Genomic DNA, 13,880 nt, shown 5'->3' with positions numbered 1-13,880 from the left:
GCCAGTGAAGTCACCGCACGGCCCGTCGGCGCGGGGGAGTGGGCCGTACGCGGTACCCCTGTACGGCCCCGCGCACGCACCGTCACCCCTGTACGGCGCCCTCGGCGACCGCGTCCAGTGCCAGGTCCAGGCGGACCGGGCGGGCCTCCCCGTGATGCGTGGCCGCCGCCGCGCGCGGGGCGTGTCCCGACGCCTTCGCCGCGAGGACGTACGGGCCCCCGGTCGGCACCGCGAGCGCGTAGCGGCCCTCGGTGTCGGTCAGTGCCGCACCCGCCTGGCGGCCGCGCCGGTCGATCAGCGTGACGCTGGCACCGGCGACGGGCGTACCCGTCGGGCTCAGTACCCGGCCCCGGAACGCCGCGAGGGCCTCCTCGGCGCGTGCCAGGAGGGCGTCCTCCTCGCTGCTGGCACGCAGCTGTCCGTGACTCTGCTGTCCGTGGGTCTGCTGTCCGTGGGACTGCGCGGCGGCCCTGCGGCGGCCCGGCAGGAACAGGGCGAGCAGGACGCCGACCAGGACCGCGCCCGTGGCGATGAGGAACGAGACGCGGAAGCCGTGCATCGTCGGGATCGCGACCCCGCCCACGTGCTGCGCCGTGTTGGCCAGCACCATGCCGATGACCGCCGACGACACCGAGGTGCCGATCGAACGCATCAGGGTGTTCAGCCCGTTGGCCGCACCCGTCTCGGACGGGTCGACCGCGCCGATGATGAGCGCGGGCAGGGAGGAGTAGGCGAGGCCGATGCCCGCGCCGATGACCACCGAGATGACGACGGTCTGCCAGGCGGCGCTCATCAGGCCGAGCCCCGCGCCGTAACCGATCGCGATGGTCAGCATGCCGAGGATCAGCGTGACCTTCGGCCCGTACCGTGCGGACAGCCGGGCGTAGAGGGGCGCGGTGAACATCATGGTCAGGCCGAGCGGTGCCACGCACAGCCCCGCGACGACCATCGACTGGCCGAGGCCGTAGCCGGTGGCGGACGGCAGCTGGAGGAGCTGCGGCAGGACCAGCGAGATCGCGTAGAAGGCGACGCCGACCATGATCGAGGCGAGGTTGGTGAGCAGCACCTCGCGGCGGGCGGTGGTGCGCAGGTCGACCAGCGGCGCCTTCAGCCGCAGCTCCATCACGCCCCAGGCGAGGAGCACCGCGACCGCCGCACCGAAGAGCCCCAGCGTGCTGCCGCTGCCCCAGCCCCAGTCGCTGCCCTTGGTGAGGGGCAGCAGGAACAGGACAAGACCCAGGGCGAGGCCGATCGCGCCCGCGACGTCGAAGGTCCCCTTGGCGCGCAACGGGCTCTCCGGCACGACGAGGAGCGTCAGCGCGATCGCCACGACGCCGAGTCCGGCCGCACCGAAGAACAGCGCGTGCCAGTCGGCGTGCTGGGCGACGAGGGCGGCGACCGGCAGGGCGAGTCCGCCGCCCACGCCTATGGACGAGGACATCAGCGCCATGGCCGAGCCGAGCTTCTCGGGCGGCAGCATGTCGCGCATCAGGCCGATGCCGAGCGGGATGGCGCCCATGGCGAACCCCTGAAGCACCCGGCCCGCGATCATCACCAGGAGCTGGTCGGTGAAGGCGCAGACCAGCGACCCCACCACCATGATCGCGAGGCTGGTGATCAGCATCCGGCGCTTGCCCGCGAGGTCGCCGAGGCGGCCCATGATCGGAGTGGAGACGGCACCGGCGAGCAGGGTCGCGGTCATGACCCAGGTGGCGTTGGAGGGGGAGGTGCTCAGGAGTGCGGGCAGGTCTTTGATCACCGGCACGAGCAGGGTCTGCATGACCGCGACGACGATGCCGGAGAAGGCGAGAACAGGGACGACGCCGCCTGTTCGGCGCGTGGTGGTCGTCGGCTGTGGCATGAGGTGGGGCCTCCGGGGGCTGTCTCGGGCAGGGTGCGGGTGGGGTACGTGTAACTCGAACCTGTCTCCCGAGGCGACTATTCCGATGATCGCCGTACGAAGAGATCCTTGACCTTTCATTGACCACGGGCCGGACCACGGGCCGGACCACGGGCCGCACCGCGAGCCTGGCCGGGGGCCGATCTCGGCCCCGCTCGCGGCCCGCTTCCGCCGCCCCCGGCGCTTGCCCGAAATGCCGTCATTGCCAGGATGGTGCTTTGATCGTTCGAGGCCCCGGGCGCGGAACCCCCCGCCGGGCCGCACCGGCGAAAGGACGGCAGACATGCAGGGACAGGACGCCATAGCCACGGAGGGCCTGGCCGCCCGCCCCCTGACCAAGGACGCGGTCCCCGCCTGGCACGAGCTCCACCAAGCCGTCGAAAGCACCGACCGCACCGGTGACCACGTCGGCGCCGTCGAACTCGCCGAATCGCTGGACGATCCCAAGCTCGACCTCCAGCGCGACAGCGTCGCCCTGTGGGAGGGGCCGCGCATGATCGCGTACGCCGTGCTGCACACCCCGCACGGCGCGGTCGACGGGGCGCGCTTCGGCGGGGACGCCGCCGTGCACCCCGACTGGCGGCGGCGCGGCATCGGCACCCGGCTCGTCGCCTGGCTCCAGGACCGCGCCAAGGACCGGTACGCGGCCGACGCGGAGCTGTCCGCCCTGCCGGGCGAACTGCTGCTCGGCGGCAAGGCCGGGGACGAGGGGCTGCGCAGGCTGACCGAGAAGTGCGGTTTCACCCCCGTCCGCTGGTGGTTCCTGATGAAGCACCCGCTGAAGGGCGTGCGGGACGCCGCGCCCCGCCCCGCCCCCGAGGGCACCCGCCTCGTCCCGTACGGCTCGCAGTACGAGGAGGCCACCCGCCTCGCCCACAACGACGCCTTCCGCGACCACTGGGACTTCACCCGCCTCGACGCCGCCGACTGGCGGACCTGGGTCACGGGCGTGAGCGCTTTCCGGCCCGCGATGTCCCGCCTCCTCGTGGCGGGCGACGAGGTGGTCGCGTACCTCCTCGCGGAGGAGAACGAGGCGGACACGGCGGCCACCGGCAGCAGGGACTGCCACGTCGGCTACCTCGGTACGCGCAGGGACTGGCGCGGCCGGGGCGCGGCGCCCGCACTCCTCGCGGACCTGCTGCGCACGGCCGACGGGTCCGGCTACGACACGGCCTCGCTGACCGTCGACACGGCCAACCCGAGCGGCGCGCTGGGCTTCTACGAGCAGACCGGCTTCGTCGCCGACCGCGAGTCCGTGACGTACGCGATCCCCCTGGGCGGACCGCACACGAACTGACGGCCGTACGCACGGCAGGAGCACGGGGCGGGCGGCACCTCAGTTCACGGGGCGCACAGCTCCGCGAAGCGGTCCGCGTCGACGTTGCCGCCGGAGACGATCACCCCGGTCCTGGGCGGCAGTTGACCGATCCGTCCCGTCAGCAGCGCGGCGAGCCCGGTGGCGCCGCTGGGCTCGACGACGATCTTCAGCCGCTCGAAGGCGAACCGCATCGCGTCGCGGATCTCGTCGTCGCTCACCAGCACCACCGCGTCCACCAGCCGCTGGTTGACGGCGAAGGTCAGCTCGCCGGGACTCTGGATCGCCTGGCCGTCGGCGATGGTGCGCGGCACGGGCACGGTGATCCGCCTGCCCGCCTCCAGCGACTGCTTGGTGTCGTCCCCGGCCTCCGGCTCGACCCCGACGACCCGGGTGCCGCCGTACAGTCCCTTGGCCACGGTGGAGCTCCCGGCGATGAGCCCACCGCCGCCCACCGGGGCCACCAGCAGGCCGAGTTCACCGCTCTCCTCGATCAGCTCCAGCGCGGCGGTGCCCTGCCCCGCGATGACGTCCGGGTGGTCGTACGGCGGGATGAGCGTCAGCCCGCGCTCCGCCGCCAGGGCTCCGGCGAGCTCGATCCGGTCGCCCCCGTACCTGTCGTACGTGACGATCTCCGCGCCGTAGCCCAGCGTCGCCTCCACCTTGGAACGGGGGGCGTCCTCGGGCATGAGGATCACCGCCGTCGTGCCGAGCTCACGGGCGGCCAGCGCGACGGCCTGGGCGTGGTTGCCGGAGGAGAAGGCGGCGACGCCCTTGGCGAGTTGGCCGGGGGAGAGGCGGGAGATCGCGTTGTACGCGCCTCGGATCTTGAACGCGCCTATCCGCTGGAAGTTCTCGCACTTCAGGTGCACTTCGCTGCCGACGCGCTCGTCCAGCGTGCGCGAGCGCAGCACGGGGGTGCGGTGCACGACGCCCTTCAGCCGTGTGGCGGCGTCGCGGATGTCGTCCAGGGTCACCGGGAGTGTCATGTGTGTCCTTACGCAAACGGGTGGGCCGGGCGGGGTGCTGTTCCCATCCTGCCCCGGTTCGCCCCCGGTCCGACTCGAATTACTGGGGCGCGAGTGACGCGAGGTGCCCGCCGACGAACACGTCATCCGAGTGGCTAGGGCCTTCTCCGCAGGCCGTGGCGTGGCCCGGGTCTTCTCCGCAGCCCGTGCTCCTTCCCCGTCCGTGCGCTTCACCCGTGCCGGGCGGGGAATGCATGTCCTCGTTCTCGGGGTGCGCCGACAGGGGCTCCGTACCGCGCGAGGCCAGGGGCGCTCATGGAAGAGTCCGTCGTCGGACGACCGTACGCATGGGACCCGGCCACCCTGCGGGAGGAGGACTGGCTGATCCAACTACCGTACTTCCGGCCCGACATGCGGCCCTCCGGGCAGGCCGTGCTGCCGCCGGATCTGACGGCCCGTCTGCTCGCCGCCCTGCGGGAAGGCCCCGGACTGGCCGTCCTGCGCGGCCTGCGGCTGGACGGGCTCAGCGACCAGGACTGCGCCGGACTGGGCCAGGAGATCGTCTCCCTGGCGGGCACGCCGCGCCCCCACGAATCCGCGGCCCCCCAGGACCACCTGCTCGGCGCGGCCCGCCCGCCGGGGGCGCCCGTGCCCGTCGACCGTACGAACGTGCCGGGCAGCGGCCCCGAGGAACCGGTCCTCGCACCGCGGGAACCCGCGCTCGCCCCGCACACCGACCGCGCCGGACCGCCGGGGCCGCCCCGCCTGCTCGCCCTGCTGTGCGTCAGGCCCGCACCCACCGGCGGCGAGTCCTTCCTGATCAGCGGCAGCACGGTGCACGACCGGCTCGCCGCGACGCGGCCCGGTGAACTTCCCCTGCTGTACGGGGACTTCCACTTCGGCACCGAACCCGGACTCGCGCGAACCGGCCCCGTGTTCGCCCGGTGCGACGACCGGCTCACGGTGCACTACAACCGGCACCAGATCGAACGCGGCCACCGGGCGGCGGGCGACCCCCTCGGCACGGACAGGACCCGCGCCCTCGACGCCTTCGACGCGTTGCTCGCCGACGCGAGCCTCTTGCTGCGCGTGAGCCTGCGCCGAGGGGACCTCCTCCTGCTGGACAACACCAGCGTGCTGCACGGCCGCACCGCCTTCACCGACCACCCCGACCCCCTCCGGCAGCGCTGCCTCACCCGGGCCTGGGCGGACTGAACCGGGTCCTCTCCGGCCCCTATAGATGATGTGTTCGGAAACCGCCACGGGCCGTGCGCCCGCACCTGGCCAATTCCTGCCCTGCCCGGAGGCTCCGGGGCGTGCGGGGGCCGCGCCGAGCGCCCCTTCGCGCCCGCGCACGCGGCTGAATCCCATCGGTAGCGGGGCAAACCTCACGCGAGCACGATCATCGTATCGAGTTAATGTCACCCGATTCTGCGGGCCGAAGGGCCGAACCGGTGGCTACTGTCCCCGGTGTCTGGACGGATTCCCCGTCATTGCAATGCACTTACTCCGCTTTGCCCCGGTAACGGGTACATGCCGATTGCCGCGCCGATCAAGGAGAGCCCACCCGATGAGCGTTGACACAAGCCCCGGCACGCAGGTGACATCGCCCCAGCAGTCGCTGGGCACGGCGGCCGCCCGCAACCTCGCCTCCACGACCAAGTCCGCCCCGCAGATGCAGGAGATCACCTCCCGCTGGCTGCTGCGGATGCTCCCCTGGGTGGAGACCAAGGGCGGGGCCTACCGGGTGAACCGCCGCCTCACCTACACCGTCGGCGACGGGCGCCTCGACTTCGTCCAGGACGGCGCCGACGTCCGTGTGATCCCCCGCGAACTCGGTGAACTCGCCCCGCTGCGCGGCTTCGACGACCTCGACGTCCTGACGGCGCTCGCCGACCGGTGCGAACAGCGCGACTTCCGCGCGGGCGAGACGCTCGTCGAACGGGGCGCGCCCGCCGACCGGCTGTACCTGATCGCCCACGGCCGCGTCAGCCAGACCTCCGTCGGCAAGTACGGCGACGAGCAGTCGGTGGCCGTACTCGCCGACGGCGAACGCTTCGGCGACCAGTCCCTGTTGGACCCCGACGCCCACTGGGGGTACACCGCCACCGCCGACACGGCGGGCACCCTGCTGACGCTGTCCCGCGCCGACTTCGACTCCGTACGGGAAACCGCGCCCGCCCTGCGCGCGCACATCGAGGAGTTCAGGTCGTTGCCGCGCCAGCGGCAGAACCACAAGGGCGAGGCCGAGATCGCCATGTCCGCCGGGCACACCGGCGAACACGGGCTGCCCGGCGCGTTCGTCGACTACGAACTGAAGCCCCGCGAATACGAACTCTCCGTCGCCCAGACCATCCTGCGCGTCCACACCCGCGTCGCGGACCTCTACAACGGCCCGTTCAACCAGACCGCCGAGCAACTGCGGCTCACCGTAGAGGCGTTGCGCGAGCGCCAGGAGTACGAGCTCATCAACAACCGGGAGTTCGGGCTCCTGCACAACGCCGACTTCAAGCAGCGCGTCCAGCCCCGCACCGGACCGCCCACCCCGGACGACCTCGACGAGATCCTCTGCCGCCGCCGGGGCTCCAAGTTCTACCTCGCCCACCCCCGGACGATCGCGGCGATCGGCCGTGAGTGGAACGCGCGCGGCCTCTGCCCGGAGCAGGTCGACATCGGCGGAGAGCTGGTGCGGGCCTGGCGCGGCGTACCGATCCTGCCCTGCGACAAGATCCCCATCACCGAGGACAACACCAGCTCCATCCTCATCATGCGTACCGGTGAGGACAACCAGGGCGTCATCGGCCTCCACCAGACCGGACTGCCCGACGAGTACGAACCCGGTCTCTCCGTCCGCTTCATGGGCATCAGCGAACAGGCCCTGATCTCCTACCTGGTCACCACCTACTACTCCGCCGCCGTCCTGGTTCCGGACGCGCTCGGCGTGCTGGAGAACGTACAGATCGGGCACTGGCGCTCCTGAACCAGCTCCCGGACCAGGTCCTGAACCAGCTCCCGGGCCAGCTCCTGAACGAGCTTCCGGACCACCCGACCACCCAGCCCATCCGGCCAAGGAGCCCCATGCCCCCGCCCGATCCGGCCCCCGTGCAGTCGACCCTGCCCGAGTCCGCCGCACGCTTCGGGGCGCACGTCCTCGCCGAAGCGTCGGCCCGCGCCTTCGACCTCGCGGCAGCCACCGGAGGCCCGCCCCGCGTCCCGTCCCTGCCGGGACCGTCCGCAGAGGTCGCGCCCCCGGCCGCCGCCCCTGCGCCGCCCGTCGCGGAGACGCCCCCCGACCTGGCCCGGCTCCTGGGTGGCCCGCGCGGTCTCGGCACGGCGGGCCTGCGCCTGACCGCACTCACGGAACCGCTGCCGAAAACCGCTGCGGAACCGCTCTCAGAGCCCCCTGCTGAGCCTGCGGGCCGCCCGATCCCCGGTCTCTACTTCCACCCCGTACCGGAACCCGACCCCGTACGCGTGGCGGAGATCAGCCGCCGGATCAAGTCCTGGGCACTGGAGGAGGTCGACCTCTACCCCGACGACTGGGAGGACGAGTTCGACGGCTTCTCCGTCGCCGGATACATGGTCGGCTGCCACCCGGACGCCCCCACCGTCGACCACCTGATGCTCGCCACCCGCCTGATGGTCGCCGAGAACGCCGTCGACGACTGCTACTGCGAGGACCACGGCGGCTCGCCCGAGGGCCTCGGCGAACGGCTCCTCCTCGCGCACACCGCCCTCGACCCCCTGCACACGACCAAGGAGTACGAACCCGAGTGGGCGCAGTCCCTCCACGCGGACGCCCCCCGCCGGGCGTACCGCTCCGCGATGGAGTACTTCGCCGGGGCGGCGAGCCCCTCCCAGGCCGACCGGCTCCGCCACGACATGGCCCGGCTCCACCTGGGGTACCTCGCCGAAGCGGCGTGGGCCCAGGAGGACCGCGTACCCGAGGTGTGGGAGTACCTGGCGATGCGCCAGTTCAACAACTTCCGCCCCTGCCCCACCATCACCGACACCGTCGGCGGCTACGAACTCCCCGCCGACCTGCACGCCCAGCCCGCCATGCAGCGCGTCATCGCCCTCGCGGGCAACGCCACCACGATCGTCAACGACCTCTACTCGTACACGAAGGAACTCGCCTCCCCGGGCACGCACCTGAACCTGCCCGTGGTGCTCGCCGCACGCGAGAACCTCTCCGAACGCGACGCCTACCTCAAGGCGATCGAGGTCCACAACGACCTCATGCACACCTTCGAGTCCGAGGCCGCCGCCCTGGCCGTCGCCTGCCCCGCGCCGAGCGTGCAGCGCTTCCTGCGCGGCGTGGCCGCCTGGGTCGACGGGAACCACCGGTGGCACATGACCAACACCTACCGCTACACCCTGCCCGACTTCTGGTGACACGGGCCGCAGCACCGTCGCTCTCGCTCCGATACGCCGTCCTTCCGCCAGGCCGTTATGCCGTCATGCCGTTTACGAACAGAATGGAACCATCTGTGACCAGCACCACCTCCGCTTTCGTGCCCGCCCCCTCCACCCCTTACCAGGGCGACATCGCCCGCTACTGGGACGGTGAGGCCAGGCCCGTCAACCTGCGCCTCGGCGACGTCGACGGGCTCTACCACCACCACTACGGCATCGGCGACGTCGACCACGCCGCCCTCGGCGGTCCCGAGGACAGCGAGGCCGAGAAGAAGCTCGTCACGGAACTCCACCGCCTCGAATCCGCCCAGTCCGTCCTCCTCCTCGACCACCTCGGCGACATCGGGCAGGGCGACACCCTGGTGGACGCGGGCTGCGGCCGGGGCGGCACGAGCGTCATGGCGCACCAGCGCTTCGGCTGCAAGGTCGAGGGCGTCACCCTCTCCGCCAAGCAGGCCGAGTTCGGCAACCAGCGCGCCCGGGAACTCGGCATCGACGACCACGTCCGCGCCCGCGTCTGCAACATGCTCGACATGCCCTTCGAGAAGGGGCAGGCCGCCGCCTCGTGGAACAACGAGTCCACCATGTACGTCGACCTGGACGACCTCTTCGCCGAGCACTCCCGCGTCCTCAAGGTCGGCGGCCGGTACGTCACCATCACCGGCTGCTGGAACCCCCGGTACGGCCAGCCCTCCAAGTGGGTCTCGCAGATCAACGCCCACTTCGAGTGCAACATCCACTCCCGCCGCGAGTACCTGCGCGCCATGGCCGACAACCGTCTCGTCCCCCAGGCCGTCATCGACCTCACGCCCGAGACACTGCCCTACTGGAAGCTCCGGGCGACGTCCTCCCTGGTCACGGGCATCGAGGAGGCGTTCATCAACGCGTACGAGGACGGCTCCTTCCAGTACGTCCTGATCGCCGCCGACCGGGTCTGACCCCGGTCGCGCACGAGGGCCGGAACCGCACGCCGCGCGGTTCCGGCCCCGCTGCTGCGGGCGGGTCAGCCGGTGCTCCGCGCGCCGCCCCGCTGGAACATCGCACGGTACTCCCGGGGCCGACGGCCCGTGTGCCGGGCGAAAATGCCGGTGAACGTCCCGGGGTCGCGGTACCCGACCTCGGCGGCGATGCGCGCCACGGTCCGTTCGGTGGTCTCCAGCAGGTGCCGGGCCCGCTGCACCCGGGCCGCCTGCACGTACGCGAGCGGCGACTCGCCCGCCTCCTCACCGAAGCGCCGCAGCAGGGTGCGCGTGCTGACGTGGAACTCCCGGGCGAGGGCGGCCAGATCGTAGCGGGCGTCGAGATGCTGGTCGAGCCACCGCTTGACGCTCAGCGAGAACTCCCGGCCCGGGGTCGGCAGGAGCGCCGAGTCGACGTACGGGGCCTGGGTGGAGCGCGCGTCGTCGACGAGCGCGATGCGCGCGGTGCTCCGGGCGACTCCGGGGCCGTGGTGCTGGCGGATCAGCTGGAGCGCGAAGTCGTACATGGCACTGAAGCCCGCCGTGGTCGTCACCCCCCGGTCCGTCACCACCAGGCTCTCCGGGCACAGGCGCACGCCGGGATACCGGCGGGCGAGCCGGTCCGCGTACAGCCAGGACGTGGTGGCCCCCCGCCCGTCGAGCAACCCGGCCTCGGCGAGCAGGAACGCGCCCACGCAGATCGACACGACGGCCGTCCCCGCTGCCTCCTGCGCGCGGATCGTCGCGACCTCGGGACCCAGCTGCGCGAGCGTCGCAGCGAGGTCGGGCGCGGGCGGGGGCTCGAAGCCCGGCACGATCAGGACGTCGGCGGGGCGCACCGCCGACACGTCGAGCCCCGCGCCGCCGGACGCGGCCACCCGCCGCCGGGGAGAGACGACGGTGACCTCGTAGGCAGGTCGTCCGTCCCCCCGCGCGGCGGCGACGTGGGCCGCCATGGTCAGGAGGTCCGGGACTCCGTACACCTCCGAGGCGAAACAGCCCGGATAGGCCAGCACGCTCACCCGCAACGGACTCATGGATCCCCTCCGGCCGCCGGAACACGGATGGCGAGATTACCCGGACACCTGGCGATACCGCCGCTTCCCGGGACCACGGACCACTCCGGATCATCACCGGCATGACCCTCACCCCCGGAACACGCGGACAGCGCGACCCCCTGGACGACTTCACCCGGCGCACCGTCGGCATCGACGACGTCCACAAGACCGTGTACGTCGCCGGGACCGGACCGGCCGTGGTCCTGATGCCCGAGATGCCGGGCATCAGCCCCGACGTGGCCCGCTTCGCCCGCTGGATCCGGGACGCGGGCTTCACCGTGTACCTGCCCTCGCTCTTCGGCGTCGACGGCGCCCATCCGCTGGCCGAAGCACGCGAGACGGTGGTCAAGCGCGCCTGCGTCAGCGCCGAGTTCCGCGCCTTCGCCGGGGGCGGCACGAGCCCCGTCACCGGCTGGCTGCGCGGCCTCGCCCGCCTCGCGCACGACGAGTGCGGCGGGCCGGGAGTCGGCGCCATCGGCCTCTGCTTCACCGGCAACTTCGCCCTGACCATGGCGCTCGAACCCGCCGTCGTCGCCCCGGTCGTCAACCACCCGTCGCTCCCGCTCGACGACCCCGGCGCCCTGGAACTCAGCGACGAGGACGCCGCCGCCGTGGCCGAGCGCGTCGAACGGGACGGGCTCAAGGTCCTCGCGTACCGCTTCGAGAACGACACCTGGTGCACCGGCCAGCGCTTCGCGGCGTACCGGAAGCTGCTCGGCGACGCCTTCGACGGCCGTGTCCTTCCGGCCGAGGCGGCGAACACCGACCCGCCGCCCTTCTTCCGCGATGTCGTCGGCTGCGCCCACAGCGTCGTCACCGCCCACCTCGTCGACGAGGAGGGCCACCCCACCGTGCGGGCCAGGGATGAGATCCTCGCGTACCTGGCGGCACGCCTGGGGCCCCGCGCGGAAGGAACGCGGGGCCCCAGGCCATGACGTACGGCTCAGTGGCATGCCGTAGGGGGCACGTCATGCGGCACGTCGTGCTCAGGCGAACATCTCGGCCAGCAGCTCCGGGCCGATGGCGATGGGGGAGGGGCGGTAGGCGGGCGGCTGCGCGCCCAGCAGCTCGCGCACCAGGAAGTCCCAGGAGCGCGTACGGACATAGGCGATGCAGTCGATGAACGTGTGTTCGGCGCCCGGCACGAGGAGCAGCTCGAAGTCCTTGTTCGCGGCGACGAGCCGGTCGGCGAGCCGCAGCGTGTGGCTCGGGTGGACCTGGTCGTCCAACTCGCCGTGGATCAGGAGCAGTTTCCCGGCCAGCCGGTCCGCGCGCTCCACGTTGGACGTACGGGCCCACGCCTCGGGGGCGTCCGCGCCGTCGTAGGTCTCGACGAAGCCCGGGTTGAAGCAGCGCGCCTCGTGCGAGCCGGACATGGCGACGCCCGCCTTGTACGTCTCGGGGAAGTCGAGCAGCGCCCGCGCCGCCGCGAACCCGCCGCCGGAGTGGCCGAGCACACCCACCCGGTCCAGGTCCATCCACGGCCGGGTCGCCGCCAACTGCCGCAGCGCCGCGACGTGGTCGGCCAGAGCGCCCGCATCGCCCAGGTGTCCCCACGAGGCGTCGTGGAACGCCTTGCTCCGCCCCGGGGTGCCGCGCCCGTCCAGCGCCACCACCACGAAGCCGAGCGCGGCGAGGGGTTCGGCGTCCATGCCCATGCCGCCGGGGTCGAAGCTCGGGGCGACCCGGGCGACCTGCGGGCCGGGGTAGACGTTGTCCACCACCGGGTAGCTCGCGGCGGGGTCGAAGCCGCGCGGCCGGTACAGCACCCCGTAGACGTCCGTCTCCCCGTCGGCCGCCTTCACGCAGAACCGTTCCGGCGCGGTCCAGCCGGTCGCGGCGAGCTTGCTGACGTCGGCCCGCTCCAGCTCGACCAGCACCCGCCCGGTGACGTCGACGACGCGGGACACCGGGGGAGTGTCGACGGTGGACGCGGAGTCGAGGAAGAACTCCTGGCCCGGGGCCATGGTGACGACGTGGTCCTGGTCGTCGTCGGTCACCTTGGCGAAGCCGGACCCGTCCAGCGAGACGCGGCACACGGTACGACGGTAGGGATCCGCCTCGACCAGCCCGGCGGCGGTGAAGTACACCGTCCGCGAGGTCTCGTCGACGCGCAGGATCTCCCGCACCGCCCACTGGCCCGAGGTGACCTGACCGAGCAGCGCGCCGGTGCGCAGGTCGTACCGGTAGAGGTGGCCCCAGCCGTCGCGCTGCGAGTACCACAGCACCTCGTCGGCCAACACCCGTACGAGCGGCGGCTCGTAGTAGGACTGGTTGGGCTCCACCCGGGTCTCGCCGGACTCGCTGAGCACCACGGTGACCTCGCCGGTCGCCGGGTCCATCCGGTGCAGGGAGAGCGTCCGCAGGTGGCGCGGCCGGGCCAGGAAGTACACCGCCGAGCCGTCCTCGGCCCACCACGCCCACTGGGCCGTGACCGGGGACATCGCGGGCATGAGCAGCGGCTCGCCCTGGGCGCGGACCACGGTGCCCGACGCGACGTCCAGGACGACGAGTTCGGCCAGCGGTATGTGCGCGTCCCCGGCGTGGGCGTACCGCTGGGAGTGCAGGACGGGTGCGCCGCCGCCGGCGGGCGCGGCCTCCACGAGGTGGGTCTCGCGGACCTCGCGCTCGTCGGTCCGGTGCGTCAGCACCTTCGTCGAGTCGGGCGACCAGGCCACCGAGGGAGGCAGGTACGGCAGGCCGATCTTGCGCAGGAGGGTGGAGTTGCCCGTGGACTCGGGGCCCGTGCCGTACTGGTGGTGGGCTATGCCGTCCGTGGTCAGGGCCCAGTCGCTGCCGTCGGCCAGTGAGCGCGCCCACAGGTCGTGCCCGCGCCGCGATACGGCGAACTTGCCGTCGGGGGAGGGTACTTCGAGGGGGTTGCCCGGCGGGGTGAACTCGGCGGGCTCGCAGACGTAACTGTCCAGTCGGCAGCTCCAGTACGCACCGAAGGCGTCGAACTCGACGGCGTCGTCGGTCAGTTGGATGCCCATGAACGGCAGTCCTTCGGGGTCGGCCTGCTGGCCGGACGCGGAGGCCAGTGCGGCGGCGAGCCGCGCGTGGTCGAAGGCGGGCTCGCGGGTGCCCGCCGCCGGGTCGACCCGCACGAATCTCTTGCCGGAGCCCGTGTTCACCGCGTACCAGAACCGGGCCCCTCCGTCGGTCCACTGCGGCCTGACCCTGTCTCCGGTGACGAGCTCGCCGGGACGGGCGGGGCGGCGCAGAAGCTGTTCGGCGGCCTGGTAGTTCTCGGTGGTGCTCATG

At 72.3% G+C, this 13,880-nt stretch carries 10 protein-coding genes; 6 read left to right on the top strand and 4 right to left on the bottom strand.

From position 1 onward, the window contains the following. Positions 1 to 82: 82 nt before the first annotated feature. Positions 83 to 1,861, bottom strand: coding sequence for an MFS transporter (locus tag OG897_RS15030; RefSeq protein WP_266657028.1), 1,779 nt, complete (start codon positions 1,859 to 1,861; stop codon positions 83 to 85). 322 nt (positions 1,862 to 2,183) lie between these two features. Between OG897_RS15030 and OG897_RS15025 the strand changes: the two genes are divergently transcribed. Then, positions 2,184 to 3,197, top strand: a complete 1,014-nt coding sequence (locus tag OG897_RS15025) for a GNAT family N-acetyltransferase (protein ID WP_266657027.1) — start codon at positions 2,184 to 2,186, stop codon at positions 3,195 to 3,197. Between the two features lie 44 nt (positions 3,198 to 3,241). Here OG897_RS15025 and OG897_RS15020 read toward each other — a convergent pair whose 3' ends face one another. After that, positions 3,242 to 4,204: a pyridoxal-phosphate dependent enzyme gene (locus OG897_RS15020; protein WP_266657025.1), complete on the bottom strand. Its 963-nt coding sequence runs from the start codon at positions 4,202 to 4,204 to the stop codon at positions 3,242 to 3,244. Between the two features lie 294 nt (positions 4,205 to 4,498). Here OG897_RS15020 and OG897_RS15015 point away from each other — a divergent pair, with 294 nt between their 5' ends. The 4 genes from OG897_RS15015 to OG897_RS15000 all read left to right on the top strand — a co-directional run bounded on the left by OG897_RS15015 (position 4,499) and on the right by OG897_RS15000 (position 9,537). Continuing rightward, positions 4,499 to 5,398, top strand: a complete 900-nt coding sequence (locus OG897_RS15015; RefSeq protein ID WP_266657023.1) for a TauD/TfdA family dioxygenase — start codon at positions 4,499 to 4,501, stop codon at positions 5,396 to 5,398. A 355-nt stretch (positions 5,399 to 5,753) separates the two neighbouring features. Continuing rightward, positions 5,754 to 7,163 (top strand): family 2B encapsulin nanocompartment shell protein, encoded by a 1,410-nt coding sequence (locus OG897_RS15010; RefSeq protein WP_266657021.1) that lies wholly within the window; start codon positions 5,754 to 5,756, stop codon positions 7,161 to 7,163. A 98-nt stretch (positions 7,164 to 7,261) separates the two neighbouring features. After that, positions 7,262 to 8,578: a family 2 encapsulin nanocompartment cargo protein terpene cyclase gene (locus OG897_RS15005; protein ID WP_266657019.1), complete on the top strand. Its 1,317-nt coding sequence runs from the start codon at positions 7,262 to 7,264 to the stop codon at positions 8,576 to 8,578. A gap of 83 nt (positions 8,579 to 8,661) precedes the next feature. After that, positions 8,662 to 9,537: a geranyl diphosphate 2-C-methyltransferase gene (locus OG897_RS15000; RefSeq protein WP_266657017.1), complete on the top strand. Its 876-nt coding sequence runs from the start codon at positions 8,662 to 8,664 to the stop codon at positions 9,535 to 9,537. A gap of 65 nt (positions 9,538 to 9,602) precedes the next feature. Here the strand turns inward: OG897_RS15000 and OG897_RS14995 are convergent, their stop codons facing one another. Continuing rightward, complete coding sequence (locus OG897_RS14995; RefSeq protein WP_266657015.1) at positions 9,603 to 10,595, bottom strand: GlxA family transcriptional regulator; 993 nt, start codon at positions 10,593 to 10,595, stop codon at positions 9,603 to 9,605. Between the two features lie 101 nt (positions 10,596 to 10,696). On the opposite strand from OG897_RS14995, the gene OG897_RS14990 reads away from it, so the two are divergent. Continuing rightward, positions 10,697 to 11,551 (top strand): dienelactone hydrolase family protein, encoded by an 855-nt coding sequence (locus tag OG897_RS14990; protein WP_266657013.1) that lies wholly within the window; start codon positions 10,697 to 10,699, stop codon positions 11,549 to 11,551. A 51-nt stretch (positions 11,552 to 11,602) separates the two neighbouring features. Here OG897_RS14990 and OG897_RS14985 read toward each other — a convergent pair whose 3' ends face one another. After that, positions 11,603 to 13,879: a DPP IV N-terminal domain-containing protein gene (locus OG897_RS14985; RefSeq protein WP_266657011.1), complete on the bottom strand. Its 2,277-nt coding sequence runs from the start codon at positions 13,877 to 13,879 to the stop codon at positions 11,603 to 11,605. Position 13,880: the final 1 nt, after the last annotated feature.

The organism is Streptomyces sp. NBC_00237, from assembly GCF_026342435.1.
GTDB lineage: Bacteria > Actinomycetota > Actinomycetes > Streptomycetales > Streptomycetaceae > Streptomyces.
Note: the sequence above shows the minus strand (reverse complement) of the source record. Positions and strands in the feature narration are given on the sequence as shown.